At 65.5% G+C, this 13,573-nt stretch carries 16 protein-coding genes; 7 read left to right on the top strand and 9 right to left on the bottom strand.

Translation table 11 applies throughout. The features are described from left to right. Positions 1-36 precede the first annotated feature (36 nt). The 5 genes from radC to RJ527_10710 all read right to left on the bottom strand — a co-directional run bounded on the left by radC (position 37) and on the right by RJ527_10710 (position 4,149). Entirely contained in the window at positions 37-759 is a 723-nt protein-coding gene (radC, locus tag RJ527_10690) for a DNA repair protein RadC (protein WND74512.1), read from the bottom strand. A gap of 14 nt (positions 760-773) precedes the next feature. Further along, on the bottom strand, positions 774-1,595 hold the full coding sequence (gene map / locus RJ527_10695) for a type I methionyl aminopeptidase (GenBank protein ID WND74513.1): 822 nt from the start codon (positions 1,593-1,595) through the stop codon (positions 774-776). Positions 1,596-1,700: 105 nt separating this feature from the next. After that, positions 1,701-2,408, bottom strand: a complete 708-nt coding sequence (gene sfsA, locus RJ527_10700; GenBank protein WND74514.1) for a DNA/RNA nuclease SfsA — start codon at positions 2,406-2,408, stop codon at positions 1,701-1,703. 58 nt (positions 2,409-2,466) lie between these two features. After that, on the bottom strand, positions 2,467-3,144 hold the full coding sequence (locus RJ527_10705; GenBank protein WND74515.1) for an O-methyltransferase: 678 nt from the start codon (positions 3,142-3,144) through the stop codon (positions 2,467-2,469). Between the two features lie 48 nt (positions 3,145-3,192). After that, positions 3,193-4,149: a methyltransferase domain-containing protein gene (locus tag RJ527_10710; GenBank protein ID WND74516.1), complete on the bottom strand. Its 957-nt coding sequence runs from the start codon at positions 4,147-4,149 to the stop codon at positions 3,193-3,195. 9 nt (positions 4,150-4,158) lie between these two features. On the opposite strand from RJ527_10710, the gene RJ527_10715 reads away from it, so the two are divergent. From RJ527_10715 to RJ527_10730, 4 genes are all read left to right on the top strand, one after another. Then, positions 4,159-4,995: a ComF family protein gene (locus RJ527_10715; GenBank protein ID WND74517.1), complete on the top strand. Its 837-nt coding sequence runs from the start codon at positions 4,159-4,161 to the stop codon at positions 4,993-4,995. 113 nt (positions 4,996-5,108) lie between these two features. After that, positions 5,109-5,372 carry a glutaredoxin 3 gene (gene grxC, locus RJ527_10720; protein ID WND74518.1) on the top strand — a complete coding sequence of 88 codons (264 nt, stop codon included), beginning with the start codon at positions 5,109-5,111 and terminating at the stop codon, positions 5,370-5,372. 8 nt (positions 5,373-5,380) lie between these two features. Continuing rightward, positions 5,381-6,223 carry a carbon-nitrogen hydrolase family protein gene (locus RJ527_10725; GenBank protein ID WND74519.1) on the top strand — a complete coding sequence of 281 codons (843 nt, stop codon included), beginning with the start codon at positions 5,381-5,383 and terminating at the stop codon, positions 6,221-6,223. Positions 6,224-6,330: 107 nt separating this feature from the next. Continuing rightward, complete coding sequence (locus RJ527_10730; GenBank protein WND74520.1) at positions 6,331-7,398, top strand: outer membrane beta-barrel protein; 1,068 nt, start codon at positions 6,331-6,333, stop codon at positions 7,396-7,398. Between the two features lie 68 nt (positions 7,399-7,466). Here RJ527_10730 and RJ527_10735 read toward each other — a convergent pair whose 3' ends face one another. Both RJ527_10735 and RJ527_10740 read right to left on the bottom strand, forming a co-directional pair. Then, positions 7,467-8,030: a hypothetical protein gene (locus RJ527_10735; protein ID WND74521.1), complete on the bottom strand. Its 564-nt coding sequence runs from the start codon at positions 8,028-8,030 to the stop codon at positions 7,467-7,469. Positions 8,031-8,213: 183 nt separating this feature from the next. Continuing rightward, positions 8,214-9,104: a TauD/TfdA family dioxygenase gene (locus RJ527_10740; GenBank protein WND74522.1), complete on the bottom strand. Its 891-nt coding sequence runs from the start codon at positions 9,102-9,104 to the stop codon at positions 8,214-8,216. Between the two features lie 149 nt (positions 9,105-9,253). On the opposite strand from RJ527_10740, the gene RJ527_10745 reads away from it, so the two are divergent. Both RJ527_10745 and RJ527_10750 read left to right on the top strand, forming a co-directional pair. Continuing rightward, positions 9,254-10,165, top strand: coding sequence for a LysR substrate-binding domain-containing protein (locus RJ527_10745; protein WND74523.1), 912 nt, complete (start codon positions 9,254-9,256; stop codon positions 10,163-10,165). 70 nt (positions 10,166-10,235) lie between these two features. Further along, on the top strand, positions 10,236-11,375 hold the full coding sequence (locus RJ527_10750; GenBank protein WND74524.1) for a hypothetical protein: 1,140 nt from the start codon (positions 10,236-10,238) through the stop codon (positions 11,373-11,375). 4 nt (positions 11,376-11,379) lie between these two features. On the opposite strand, the gene RJ527_10755 is transcribed toward RJ527_10750, so the two are convergent. Further along, entirely contained in the window at positions 11,380-11,982 is a 603-nt protein-coding gene (locus RJ527_10755; GenBank protein WND74525.1) for an SAM-dependent methyltransferase, read from the bottom strand. Between the two features lie 169 nt (positions 11,983-12,151). On the opposite strand from RJ527_10755, the gene RJ527_10760 reads away from it, so the two are divergent. Next, positions 12,152-12,583: a DUF1178 family protein gene (locus tag RJ527_10760; protein ID WND74526.1), complete on the top strand. Its 432-nt coding sequence runs from the start codon at positions 12,152-12,154 to the stop codon at positions 12,581-12,583. 24 nt (positions 12,584-12,607) lie between these two features. Here the strand turns inward: RJ527_10760 and RJ527_10765 are convergent, their stop codons facing one another. Next, positions 12,608-13,486, bottom strand: a complete 879-nt coding sequence (locus RJ527_10765) for an NAD(P)-dependent oxidoreductase (protein WND74527.1) — start codon at positions 13,484-13,486, stop codon at positions 12,608-12,610. Positions 13,487-13,573: the final 87 nt, after the last annotated feature.

Consider the following 13,573-nt stretch of genomic DNA (forward strand, 5'->3'; position numbering starts at 1 on the left):
TCCCCTGCCGGCGCGCCGTGGATTGACCGGCGTCAATCAAAGATAGCCCATGTCGCGGAACGACGTATGCCCCGACTTGGCGACGATCAGATGGTCGTGCAGGACGATGCCCATGCTGTTCGCGGCCTCGGCCACCTGGCGGGTCATCTCGATGTCGGCCTGCGACGGCGTCGGGTCGCCGGACGGGTGATTGTGCACCATGATCAGCGCCGCCGCCTGAAGTTCCAACGCGCGCTTGACGACCTCGCGCGGGTACAACGGCGTGTGGTCGATGGTGCCGCGCCATTGAACCTCGTCCTTGATCAGCACGTTCTTGCGGTTGAGGTAGAGAACCCGGAACTGTTCGCGGCCTTCGCGGCTCATGGCCGTGCGGCAGTATTTCAAAAGCTTGTCCCAGTTGGCCAAGACCGGCGCCGCTGCCAGCTCGTCGCGGGCCAGGCGTTCCGCCGCCGCCGCCACGGTCTTCAGCGCCACGACCACCGCGTCGCCCGCCCCCGGCACCTGTCGGATCAGCGACGCTTCCGCCGTCGCGACCCCGGCGAACGAGCCGAAACGGTCCAGCAGGTCCTTGGCCAGCGGCTTGACGTCGCGCCGGGGCAGGGCCTGAAACAGCACCAGTTCCATGAGCTCGTAATCGGCAAGCTGGTCGCCGCCGGTTTCGAGGAAACGGTCCTTCAGGCGTTGCCGGTGGCCGTGAAAATGTGGGGTTCTGGCCGAGCCGGGCGCCGTGTCAGGTTGGTCGTCGTCGCCCGTCGCCACCGTTCTGCCCCGGATCAGGCCTTGTAGGGCGGCCGGTCCAGACCGGCGGGGGACAGGGTGAAGACCTCGAAGCCGTCCGCCGTGACGCCGATGGAATGCTCGAACTGGGCCGAGAGGGAGCGGTCCTTGGTCACGGCGGTCCAGCCGTCGGCCAGGATCTTCACGTCGAATTTGCCGGCGTTGATCATCGGCTCGATGGTGAAGAACATGCCTTCGTGCAGGACGTCCCCGTCGCCGGCGCGCCCGAAATGCATGATGTTCGGCGCGTCGTGGAACACCTTGCCCAGGCCGTGGCCGCAGAAATCGCGGACCACGGAATAGCGCCGGGCCTCGGCGTAACTCTGAATCGCCTGGCCGATGTCGCCCAGGCGGGCCCCCGGGCGCACCATGTTGATGCCTTCCCACATGGCCTCGAAGGTGGTGTCGACCAGCTTCTCCGCCTTCACCTTGGGCTTGCCGACATGGAACATGCGCGACGTGTCGCCGTGCCAGCCGTCGACGATGGTGGTGACGTCGATGTTCACGCAGTCGCCGTCCTCCAACACCTTGGTTCCGGGAATGCCGTGGCAGACCACATGGTTGACCGAGGTGCAGATGGATTTCGGGAAACCGCGATAATTGAGCGGGGCCGCGATGGCGCCGTGATCGGCGATGAATTGGTGGCAGAGTTCGTCCAGGCGCTCCGTCGTCACGCCCGGCTGAACATGGGGCGTGATCATGTCGAGCGTTTCCGCGGCCAAGCGGCCGGCGGCGCGCATCCCGGCGAAGCCCTCGGGCCCGTGGATCTTGATCTGGCGGCCGTCGCGGGACGGCACGGTTTTGACGATCTCTTTCATGGCGTCTCAAATAGGCGGTGAATTCGCAAAAACAACCCAGGCGTGGTGTACGGCGACCGTTTTACCAGACCTTATCCGTGGGCGCGACCAGTTCCGCGCGTGCCGTTAAGGGGCGATCGGCACGGGTTCGCTCAGCGATATGTCCTCGGGCGTCACGGTGCAGCGGTAACATAAGAGCTCGATCCCCTTCATGCGCGCCTCTTCCAGGCCGTCGGCATAGGCGGGGTCGATGTCGCCGGCGATCTCGAAACGGTCTCCGTCCTCGCGCTGAACCAGATAGAGCATCACCGCGCGGTGGCCCTGATCGACCATGTCGGCCAATTCGACCAGATGCTTGGCACCGCGCGAGGTGACCCCGTCGGGAAATTCCAGCGGCCCGCCCTTCAGGTCGCGGCGCATGGTGACGTTCTTGATTTCGACGTAACACAGGCCCTTTTCGGGATCTTCCAGCAGGATGTCGATGCGGGAATTCTGGCCGTATTTGACCTCGCGCCGCAGCGTCGCATAGCCGGTCAGTTCGGGCACCTTCCCGGCTTCGACGGCCTCGGCGACGATGGCGTTGGGCAGGGCCGTGTTGATGCCGACCAGGGTCTTGCCGACGCGGATCAGCTCCCAGGTCCATTTCAGCTTGCGGTCGGGGTTGGCGGCCGGGCTGATCCAGACTTCCGATCCCGGCTCGTTCACGGACAGCATCGATCCGGAATTGGCGCAATGCGCCGTGACGACGGTGCCGTCTGCCAGGGTCACGTCGGCCATGAAGCGCTTGTAGCGCTTGACCAGGGTGCCTTTGACCAGGGGGGCGTGAAACTTCATGGCGGGGAAGCTACTCCCCACCCCCGAACATTTCAATGTTGCGGTGACGATGGTGGGCTCAGTCGCGGATGCGCGCGACCGCCAGGCCATCGTGGCCCTTGATCCCGACCTGTTGCAGGATCACCGCCTCAAGCCTGGGGTTGCGCGCGATCTGGCGGTTGAAGGCGGCCGCGCCCAGGGCCGAGGGGTCGTCGTCGTCTGGGGCCAGCACCTTGCCCGCGCGGATCACGTTGTCGGCCAGGATCAGCGCCCCAGGGTGGGCCAGCTTCAAGGCCCAGTCCAGGTAGCTTGGAAAGTTCACCTTGTCGGCGTCCATGAACACCAGGTCGAAGGGGGGCGCGCCCGCGCCTTCCAGGGTCGGCAAGGTGTCCAGCGCCGGGCCGGTGACGACGGTGATCTTCGGCGCCAGACCGGCGGTGGCCAGATTGTCCCGCGCCACCCGGGCATGGTCCGGGTCCAGTTCCAGGGTGATCAGGCGGCCGTCGTCGGGCAGGGCTCGGGCCAGCCAGATTGTCGAATAGCCGGCCAGGGTGCCGATCTCCAGCACATGCCGGGCGCCGATCAGCTTGGTGAACAGGTAAAGCAGCTTGCCCTGGTTGGCGGAGACCTGAATGTCCGGCAGGCCCGCGTCCCGCGCACGCGCCTGGGCCGCCGTCAGCACCGCGTCCTCGGGCGCGAACAGGGCGTCGATATAGCCATCGACCCGATTGAACATATCGCCGATCATCACGTTCATGGCCGGGACTCTAGCGCCAAAATGTTGCGGCCAAGTGACGCGGTGGCCTCAATCCCTGGGCGGGATTTTGGGTTGCGCTTTCTCGCCCAGGCTGATTTCCGCCGTGCCCAGGGCGTCGGCCAGGCGGGTTTGGGCGCTGCCGGGGCGCAAGGCCTGCTGCTGGGTCGGCGCCGGGGCCCAGGCGGTCAGGGTCAAAATCCGGAAGGTCGCGGGGAAGCGGCCGTCGCCGTCGCGGTGGCGCTCCTCGTACATCGCCATGGCGCGGGCCAGCAGATCGCGCCGGGCCAGCCCGCCCTTGGCCTCGGCAACCGCGTTGCTTTCGCCCATGGCGCGCAGGTCGTACAGCAGCTTCATCGGCGTTTCGTAGCTGACCGTGACCTGATCGGCGTCGACCACGGGCAGGGAAAAACCCGCGCGTTGCAACAGCCCCCCCAGATCGCGCACATCGGCGAAGGGCGACACCCGGGGGCTCAGGCCGCCGCAGATCTCGATCTCGGCCTCGGCCAGACAGTCGCGCAGTTCGGCCAGCGTGCCGCCGCCCAGCATGGAGGCGAGGAACAGGCCGTCCGGCTTCAGGGCCCGGCGGATCTGCAACAAAGCCCCCGGCAGGTCGTTGACCCAATGCAGCGACAGATTGGACAGCACGGCGTCGAAGGTGGCGTCGGCGAACGGCAGGAACTCCTCGTCGGCGGCCAGCACGGGCATGCCGGAGGTTCCCCCGCCGCGGGCGCGGCGGGCCATGGCGGGCGACAGGTCGGCCTGGATCAGGGTTTCGATCCCGCCGCGGCCCATGGTGCGGGGCCCGAACACCAGCCGGCCCATCTCGCCGCCGTGGCAACCCAGGTCGAGAGCCAGCGGGAATCGGTGGGTGATGTCGTCCAGCCGGTCGGCCAGCCGGTCGGCGGTTTCCTCGAACAGAAAACCGTGGGCGTCGAGCAGGGCCGCCGCGCGGTCGCGGTGATGGCGCACCTTGGCGCGATTGAACACATGGATCGTTTCGGTCATCGTATCTGTATGACACATCGTTCGCCCGGCATAAACGGCGCCTTGGACGGCGCCGCATCGGACGGTGGCGGCGCGCTTGCCGCCGGGCTGAGGACGGCCGGGCGGCGGCTTCTGGACGTCATTCTACCTCCCCATTGCCTGGCCTGCGGCGGGATGGTGGACGAGCCGGGCAACCTGTGCCCGCCGTGCTGGGACGCGGTGACGTTTCTGGGCGCGCCCGCCTGTGCGTGCTGCGGCACGCCCTTCGAATACGACGCGGGTGACGGGGCGCTCTGCGCCGCCTGTATCCGCCGCCCGCCGGTTTACGAGCGGGCCCGCGCGGTGCTGGCCTATGACGACGCCAGCCGCGGCATGGTCCTGGGGTTCAAGCACGGCGACCGGACCGAGGCCGCGCCCGCCTTCGGGCGTTGGCTGGCCCGCGCCGGGGCGGACGTGGTCGCCGAGGCCGATATCATCGCCCCCGTGCCGCTGCATTGGACGCGGTTCTGGCGGCGGCGCTACAACCAGTCGGCCCTGTTGGCCCAGGCTTTGGCCCGCGCGGTACGGCCCAGGGGACAACAGGGGGGGCATCACCTTCCGGTCATTCCGGATTTATTGGTGCGCCGCCGCCGCACGCCGTCCCAGGGCGGCCTGGGGGCGGCGGGGCGGCTGCGCAACGTGCGCGGCGCCTTCCGCGTGAAGCCCAAGTTCCAGGCGCGGCTGCGCGGTGCCCGCGTGCTGCTGATCGACGACGTGTTCACCACCGGCGCGACGGTCGAGGCCTGTGCCCGGGTGTTGCTGCGCGCCGGAGCCGGCGCGGTCGACGTGCTGACCCTGGCCCGGGTCGCGCGGCCGCGCGCGGATTAAGGCTTGGCGGCCGCGCGCGGATTCGTGATCGGCGGCTGCATCTTCCCTCCACCCGGCCGACACCTATATAAGGGAGGCGGAATGACCCGCGGTTGAGTTTGGGACCTGACAACGTGGCCAAGAAAATCGAAATCTATACCAGCCCCTTCTGCCCCTATTGCCATGCGGCCAAGCGCTTGCTGACCGCCAAGGGCGTGGCTTTTGAAGAAATTGACGTGATGATGGTCCCGGCCAAGCGCAAGGAGATGTCGGCGCGGGCGGGCGGGGCGACCTCGGTCCCGCAGGTGTTCGTCGACGGCGACCACATCGGTGACTGCGACGGCATTCATCAGCTCGACGCCAAGGGAGCCTTGGACGTCATCCTGGGCCTCGGCTAGACCCGCCCATGAGCGCGACCTTCACCGCCGCCCTGGTGCAGACCAATTCAGGCAACGATCCCGCCGCCAACGGCGACATGATCGTCGCCCGCATCAAGGAGGCGGCGGCCATGGGCGCCGATTTCGTGATGTTTCCCGAGGTCGTGACCCTGGTCGAGACGGGGGCCAAGAACGTGGCCCCCAAGGTGACGTCCTTCGACGCCGACCCCAACCTGCCCCGGTTCCGGGCCGCCGCCAGGGAGGCGGGGGTATGGGTGCTGATCGGCTCCATGGTGGTCGAACACGAAACCCAGGACCGCAAGTTCGCCAACCGTTCGGTGCTGATTTCCGACACGGGCGAGATCGCGGCGACCTACGACAAGATCCACATGTTCGACGTCGATCTGGAAAACGGCGAAAGCTACCGGGAAAGCAAAAGTTATGAGCCCGGGACCCGCGCCGTCGTCGCCGACACGCCCTGGGGCAAGCTGGGCCTGACCATCTGCTACGATCTGCGTTTTCCGCATCTTTATCGCGGCCTGGCCCAGGCGGGGGCCGTGATGATCGCCATCCCGGCGTCGTTCACCCGGCCCACGGGCCGCGCCCACTGGCATGTGCTGATGCGCGCCCGGGCGATCGAAACGGGCTGCTTCGTGTTCGCCCCGGCGCAGACCGGCGAACATATGGACGGGCGCAAGACCTACGGCCATTCGCTGGTGGTCGACCCCTGGGGCGAGATCATCGCCGACGGCGGCGAGGACACGGGGATCACCCTGGCCGAGATCGACCTGGGATTGGTCGAGAAGGCGCGGGCCAAGGTGCCGTCGCTGACCCATGACCGCCCGTTCGACGGGGCGGGCACGCCCAACTAAACCGCCGCCGGGTTGAAAAAATTTGCAATTGTTGCAGCGCGGCAACAGTAGATCGGTTATACTGTCGGCCAATGAGCCCAACGTACAACCGCATGCTTAGGATGACCGTGTACCAACTCAGAAAAATTCTCGCCGCCGGCGCAGTGGCGCTCGCGGCCTTCGCTGTAACCGGAACCGCCCAGGCGCAGTCGCCCGGCCCCTATATCTCTGGCGCGCTCGGGGTGACCCAGCCAAGCGACTGGGACATCACCGGCGGTACCGTCAACACGAAGCAGGAATCCGATCCGGGCTTCGCCGGCGCCATTGCGCTGGGCACGACGTTTTCCGACAACTGGCGGGCCGAGGGCGAACTGTCCTACAGCAACGCCAACGTGGATTCGTTCTCCGGCACCAATGGGTCGGGCGAAACCTCCATGTTCGGGCTGATGTTCAACGGCTTGTACGACTTCAAAACGAATTCCCGATGGACGCCTTATATCGGCGCCGGTATTGGTGCCGCGGTGATCAAAGCCAGCGATCTGTCGCCGGTCGGCGGCTCGCGCATTTCGAAAAGCGATCAGGTGTTCGCCTACCAGGGCATCGCCGGTGTGAGCTATAAGATCGACGATCAACTGGGCCTGTTCACGGAATACCGATATGTCGGCACCGCGGACCGCGACCTGCGGACCGATTCCGGTATCGACGTAGAGTCCGATTCGGGTGAACACCGCATCATGGTCGGCCTGCGCTGGTCCTTCGGCGCGCCGAAGCCCATGCCGAAGGCCGAACCCCAGCCGGTTCCCGTTCAGGCTCCGGCCCCTGCGCCGAAGCCCATGGCCGCGCCGGCCCCCGCGCCGGAAGCGCCGCGCAATTATCTGGTGTTCTTCGATTGGGACAAGGCGGATCTGACCGCCGACGCCCAGGCGATCATCAAGGCCGCCGCCGCCAACGCCAAGACCATGACCGTGACCCGCATCGAAACCACGGGCCATGCGGATAGGTCGGGCACGGACGCCTATAACCTGCGTCTGTCCAAGCGCCGCGCCGAAGCGGTGATGGGCGAACTGGCCCGCCTGGGCATTCCCGCGCGCGAGATCGTCGTGCGCTGGAAGGGTGAGCGCGAACCCCTGGTGCAGACGCCGGATGGCGCGCGCGAGCCGCAGAACCGGCGCGTCGAGGTCATTCTCAGCAAATAAAAAAAAGCCGCCCGTTGGGCAGCTGACGATGGGGTGGGCTTTTTCCGCTTGCCTCGGTCGTCCTTGCCTCAGTCGTCGAGGACGGGCTTCCCGGACTTGCCGGCGGCGGTATCCATGGCCGCGAGCGCTTGCGCGCCGGGCGGCGGCGTGACCGACGCCATCATGGAGGTGGCCGTCGGCGTGCCGCCCTGGACATAGGCCAACAGACCCTGGCGTGGCTGGGCCTGGGCCTCGCGGAACACGCGGGCCATGGTCTGGCAATAGGTCGGCTGCGTCAGGCGTTTCAAGGACGCCCGATTGGCCAGATGGGTGATGAAGCGGTTCAGTTCCCTTTCCGCCCCGGCGCGGTAGACGCGCTGGAAAATGCCGCGCAATGCGCGGCCTTCGCGGACCAGTTCATCCTGATGGCGGGTCACCACGGTGTTGTACTGGGATTGCTGCTGGCAGCTAAGGGCGGCCACGGCCAGTTCGGCGCGGAACATGCGCATCTGAACGGCTTGGCTTTCCTGCGCGCTCAGGCAGGTCGTGGGCAGACGGACATCGGCGAAGTCGCCGGTCGGGGCGCAGGCGGCGTGCGCCGACCGGGGAGCGAATGCGACAACGGCCAGGGCGCCCACAGCGGCGGCCGCCATAAGATGTCGTTTCCACGATTTCGCTACGGATATTGCCAAGTCCCCGGAAGCCCCTTTTGGTCCCCAAAATTCCTTAATTGCCCCGATCATGCCATCAAGGAAGTTACCATGCAACTAACGAACGTCGCCGCCGCCCAGTGTTGAAACCGGCGCGGCGGCGCGTTTGGTCGGGAAATTGATGGGTTACGCGGTCTTCTGGGCGGCGTTTTCCATGTAGTCAGGGTCCATGACCGTGGCGCGGCGCATGTCCCGGCGATAAGTATCCAGATCGTAGGGCCGGGCCCGGTGCATGGTGCAGCGGTTGTCCCAGATCACCACGTCGCCGACCTGCCAGGTATGGGTATGGACGAACTCGGGCTGGGTTGCGTGCTCCATCAGGTCGCGGATCAGCATGCGGCCCTCGGGCAGGGGCATGCCGACGATGTGCGAGGCATGGGACGCGAGATAGAGCGCCCTGCGCCCGGTCGCCGGGTGGACGCGGACCAGGCTGTGATGGACCGGCGGCAGGGCGGCGCGCTCCTCGTCGGAAAATTCGGTGAAGCCCAACTGGGCGCGCGAGGTGGCGATGCAGTGCTCGGCCACCAGATCCTCGATGCGGTCCTTCATCTTCTGCGGCAGGGCGTCATAGGCGGCGCGCATGTCGGCGAACTGGGTCTCGCCGCCCTCGGGCACCACCGTATGGGCATGCAGCAGGGAATATTTCGCCGTCACCTTCTTGAACGAGGCATCCGTGTGCCACAGTTGATTGGCCAGCCCGAACATGCGCCGACGGTCACCGCGGTCCATGGTCTCGTTTTTCTCGTTCAGGTTCGAGATATCGACCAGTTTGGGCCCGATGCGGTCCTTGAGCCCGGTCTTGAGCAGCCGGTTGTCGGCGTAAAGCGGCCCGAACCGTTCGGCGAAGGCGGCTTGGGCATCCTCGTCGAGGGTCGGCCCGTGGAAGATCAGCACGGCGTTGGTGTCGATGGCGGCCTGGATCTCGGCGAAGGTGGCGTCGCTCATGGGTTTCGACAGGTCGATGCCCTGGATCTCGCCCACGAACATGGGATGCAGTTGTTTCACGGTGACGGCCATGGTTGGCTCCTTGGATCGGCGGTTTCCCCAAATCGCGGCGCCCGGTTCGTTCCGGGTGGCGATGTTCCCGATTTGACAATGGGTCATGGATAATGTCGAATTCAAAATATTAGTCTTCTATAACAAAATATTATGGAGCGTTGCCGCCCATGCGCCTCAATCTGCGTCAGGTCGAAGCCTTCCGCGCCGTGTTCCAGACCGGCAGCATGACCGCCGCCGGGGACCTGATGGGAATTTCCCAGCCGGCGGTCAGCCGCCTGATCCGGGACCTGGAGGCGGAAATCGGCCTGCCCCTGTTCGAACGCGCGGCCGGGCGGGTGATCGCGACTCCCGACGCCGTTGCCCTGTTCCGCGAGGTCGAGCGCAGCTTCCACGGCCTTGACCGTGTCGCCCGCGCGGCGGCGGAATTGCGTCAGCGCCGCCAGGGCGAATTGCGCATCGCCGCCTCGGTGGCGCCGTCGTTCTTTTGTCTGCCGCCGGTCATCCGGGCCTTTCACGCGGCCTGGCCGGGGGTGGCGTTATCGCTCAAGACCGGCACCTCGCCCGAGGTGCTCGATCTGGTCGCCATGCAGCAATGCGACCTTGGCGTCGCCGTGGTGCCGACCGACGCCCCCGGCGTCGTGACCCGCGCCCTGCCCGTGCACGAGGCGGTCTGCGTGCTGCCCGATGGTCATGGGCTGGCCGCCAAGCCGGTGATCGGGCCCAAGGACCTGGACGGCGTGCCGCTTCTGGTGTTGTCCGACTACAGCCGCCTGCAACAGCAGTTCATGGCCTGCCTGGACGCGGCGGGCGTTTCTCCGAACGTGGTGTTCGAATCCTCGTTCTCGGCGTCGATCTGCCCGCTGATCGCCGACGGCGTCGGCGTCGGCGTGCTCGACCCCCTGACGGCGCGGGCCCATGCGGACCGGGGCGTGGTGCTGCGCCCGTTCCGCCCGGCGGTAACGTATGAATTGAAGGCGATCTTCCCGGCAACACGGCCCATGGGCGAACGCGCGGCGGCGTTCACCAAACTTCTCGACGGCCACCTTTCGGCAATCGGACCTTTAGATGGTTCGCGATAAGGGAAATTCTCCACTTATATACAGTTTTTTCTAATATAATGGACGCAGAACCAATTTTAGGGGCGCGCCAATGGACCTGGAAACGTTAAATCTGGCTATCGGACGCGCCCTATCCGCGTCGTCGCTCGACGAATACCTCGGCATCGTCTCGTCCGTGGTTTTAGAAATCGAAGAAGAGATCGAAGGTGAGCGAGGCGAGCAAGTCCAGGCGACCGTGCAGGGCGTGTTCTCGATTATTTTATCTCCTCAGCCCGCGCCCATGAGTATCGATATTCCTCGCCGCCGCCTCGGCGCGGAAATCCTCAGTGCCGTTGAGCATCCCCTCACGCTGGAACTGTTGCCGAAACATCTGGATGCGCTTCCTGCCATGTTGGAGCCTGAGGCTCTGCGCCAAGTCTGCTACGGGTTTGCAGCTAGTTTGATTTCCATCGCCTTCGCCCTGCGCGAAACGTTCGATATGGGGGCGCCGCACCATCTCCTCCAGATTTTCGGAAAGGTTTTCGACAACGACAGCCTGATGTCCCGCTACGTAGCCGAATGCGTCGAAACCGGGGAGGCACCGGAACAATTCGGAGCTAAATTCATGGCCATCGCGGACGACTATCTGGATGCCGCCGAGGGTATCGACCCGGACCGCATCACCAATGCAAAGCCGGGTGACGTCCTGTTTCGGGATCTAAGCCTGAAAGGCTGTCGGCAGTTCGGCCACTCCGCGATCTATCTTGGCCCTGGCCCCGACAACGACCATGCCGATGACCTTGGGACGCACTGTATCGTGGAGATGGAGCCCTGGATGGGGCGAGGGTTAATTCCCGGAATCCTGATCAACCGGCGGCAGAATTGTGTCATATCCACAGTTCGCGATTTCAAGGCCCATGGCGGCTTCTGGGGTGCCTATGCGGCCGATGTGACGCCCTGCCAGCCGTTGACCCGTAACGAGCGGCGCCAGATAGTTCAGAAGGCGCTCAGCTACGTCGGCAGGTGCCGCTACGGCACGGTCGCAAATACCTACAAGAATCACAACGCTCGCCAGTTCCGCTGCGATGGCTTCGTCGAGCACTGTTACGAATCCATCCAGCCTATGGCGCCTCGGCTAAAGCATCGTGAGGGACTATTCGAAGTGGACACTTTCGCAACGTTGTCGCCGAATAGCCTGAGGAGTTGCTTGTTCGAGAAAAGGGCGTTCGGAGACGATACCGACACGCCTTAGATATTTAGGGCATCAGGGGATGGGGAGACGGTTCGCCGTCGTCGCGTTCCGACAGTCCCAGGTCGTTGACGGCGCAGATCCGCTGTTTCACGCCGGGGGGGGCTTCGTCGGTCTGCCCGTGTTCATAGGCGACGACTTGCAGTCGCCCCCGCACCAGGTCCAGCAACTCGCCTGATTTCAACAGATGGTCCGGATTGCGCGGCCGCCCGAAGGTCTCGTTGCCGCGGGCGAAGGTTTCGTACAGCAGCACGCCGCCGGGCGCCAACGATCCGGTCAGGCCGTCGAAATGCGAGCGGAACAGATAGTTGCTGACCACGATGCCGGCGAAGGCACCGGGCGGGAAGGGCCAGGGCTTGCCGTCCTCCAGGTCGATCTCCACGACCTCGGCCCGTTCGTCGCGGGCCAGGTCGGCCAGCGCCGAGACGTCCTTGTCCGCGACGATCACCGGATGGCCCCGCTCCAGGAAATGGCGCGCGTGGCGGCCGCCGCCGGCGGCGAGATCAAGCACCCTGCCGCCGGAGGGATCGTTCAGGGGCACCAGGGGGGCGAACCGGGTCACCCAGGTCGAGGGCACCTTGAACTTCAGGTGGTGGGGGGTGTCTGACATGGCGTGTTTCCAGGAGTTCCGGGCCGGGGCGATTCGGATTTTGTTAAGCGTTTCATACTATGTTTCAAGGTTCAAAACGCCTATAACAGGCGCGTTCGGCCCCGAAACCTGCCTTAACTGCTGATTTTACGGGAAATTCGGCGCCGTCGGCACAGAAAGAGTCCGAGCGATGATCCGCTATCGACTGATTTGCAGCCAGGACCACGAATTCGACGCCTGGTTCCGTGACGGCGCCGGTTACGAACGCCAGGTCAAGCGCCAGCAGGTGACCTGCCCCCATTGCGGCGACGTCGATGTGACCAAGGCGATGATGGCGCCGGGCATCGCCAAGTCAGCCAACACGGACAAGTTCGCCGAAGCCAAGGCGCACGAGGTCGCACGACGCATCCTGACCGCCGTCGGCAAGCTGCGCGACAATGTCGAACAGGAATTCGACTATGTCGGCGACCAGTTCGCCGACGAAGCCCGCGCCATTCATTACGGCGACGCCGAGGAGCGCGGCATCTACGGCGAGGCGTCGGACGATGACGCCGCCGAGCTGGAGGAAGAAGGCATCGAATTCTTCCGCCTGCCGAACCGCCCCCAGCGCCGCGACAACTGATCCCGAATTTACGGGCTGCCTGCGTCAGTCCGTGAACGAGACCCCGGCATTGCGCTCCAGAACCTTGATGATGTCGTCGCAGCTCGCCTTGGGGCCGAGCATCTGCATGCCCGCCTGAAAGAACTCGCGCGTCAGGTTCGACGCCATCATGGGTACGCCGGAATCGTTGCCCAGCTGACAGGCCAGACGCACGTCCTTGTGCATCAGATCCATGGCGAAGGTGCCGGGCGCATGGTCGCGGATGCGCACCAGGGAGATTTTGGACGCGTTGCTCTGCCCAGATCCCTTGCTCAACACCTCGATCATAGTGTCCAGGCTCAGCCCGTTCTTCATGCCCATGGTCACCGCCTCGAAGGTGGCGATGCGGATCGACGCACTTGTCACGTTGTTGACCAGCTTCATGGTGTGCCCGGCGCCGACGTCGCCGCAGTGGAAGATGTTGGGGCTGATGGTTTCCAGATAGGGGCGGACCTTGTCGAACTGGTCCTTGGGGCCGCCGGCCATGATGGCGATGGTGCCGGCCTCGGCCCCGTGGGGGCCGCCGGACACCGGCGCGTCGATCAGGCCGATGCCCTTTTCCGCAAGCTCCGCGGCCATGGCGCGGGTCTCGTTGGGGTCGCCCGTGGTCTGGTCGACGATCAGCTTGCCGGGCGTCAGCCCCTCGATCAGGCCGCCGGGGCCGAAGATCGCCTGCCGGACCTCGGTCGAGGTCGGCAGGCAGGTCAGAATGATGTCGCATTCGCGGGCCAGGGACGCGGGATCCTGGACCGGCTGGGCGCCCTCGGCGGCGAAGCCGTCGACGGCCGCGCGGTTCAGGTCGAACACGCGCAGCTTGTGGTCCCGCATCAGCCGCCGCGCCAGCGCGCCGCCCATCATGCCGAGCCCGATGTATCCCAAATTCATGTCAGATGTCCTCCCATGGACGTCCGCGCGCGGGTTGCCCCGTCCGCGAACGGATTGGTTTCTTGTTCCTTGGTGATGCGCGCCCGG

The organism is Thalassospiraceae bacterium LMO-SO8 (genome assembly GCA_031655335.1).
Lineage (GTDB): Bacteria > Pseudomonadota > Alphaproteobacteria > Rhodospirillales > Casp-alpha2 > UBA1479.

What these genes read in the sequence shown, in the direction of transcription:
- map (WND74513.1), bottom strand. Translation starts at nt 1,595, where the DNA reads ATGAAAGAGATCGTCAAAACCGTGCCGTCCCGCGACGGCCGCCAGATC.
- sfsA (WND74514.1), bottom strand. Translation starts at nt 2,408, where the DNA reads ATGAAGTTTCACGCCCCCCTGGTCAAAGGCACCCTGGTCAAGCGCTAC.
- RJ527_10705 (WND74515.1), bottom strand. Translation starts at nt 3,144, where the DNA reads ATGAACGTGATGATCGGCGATATGTTCAATCGGGTCGATGGCTATATC.
- RJ527_10710 (WND74516.1), bottom strand. Translation starts at nt 4,149, where the DNA reads ATGACCGAAACGATCCATGTGTTCAATCGCGCCAAGGTGCGCCATCAC.
- RJ527_10715 (WND74517.1), top strand. Translation starts at nt 4,159, where the DNA reads ATGACACATCGTTCGCCCGGCATAAACGGCGCCTTGGACGGCGCCGCA.
- RJ527_10725 (WND74519.1), top strand. Translation starts at nt 5,381, where the DNA reads ATGAGCGCGACCTTCACCGCCGCCCTGGTGCAGACCAATTCAGGCAAC.
- RJ527_10735 (WND74521.1), bottom strand. Translation starts at nt 8,030, where the DNA reads ATGGCGGCCGCCGCTGTGGGCGCCCTGGCCGTTGTCGCATTCGCTCCC.
- RJ527_10740 (WND74522.1), bottom strand. Translation starts at nt 9,104, where the DNA reads ATGGCCGTCACCGTGAAACAACTGCATCCCATGTTCGTGGGCGAGATC.
- RJ527_10745 (WND74523.1), top strand. Translation starts at nt 9,254, where the DNA reads ATGCGCCTCAATCTGCGTCAGGTCGAAGCCTTCCGCGCCGTGTTCCAG.
- RJ527_10750 (WND74524.1), top strand. Translation starts at nt 10,236, where the DNA reads ATGGACCTGGAAACGTTAAATCTGGCTATCGGACGCGCCCTATCCGCG.
- RJ527_10755 (WND74525.1), bottom strand. Translation starts at nt 11,982, where the DNA reads ATGTCAGACACCCCCCACCACCTGAAGTTCAAGGTGCCCTCGACCTGG.
- RJ527_10760 (WND74526.1), top strand. Translation starts at nt 12,152, where the DNA reads ATGATCCGCTATCGACTGATTTGCAGCCAGGACCACGAATTCGACGCC.
- RJ527_10765 (WND74527.1), bottom strand. Translation starts at nt 13,486, where the DNA reads ATGAATTTGGGATACATCGGGCTCGGCATGATGGGCGGCGCGCTGGCG.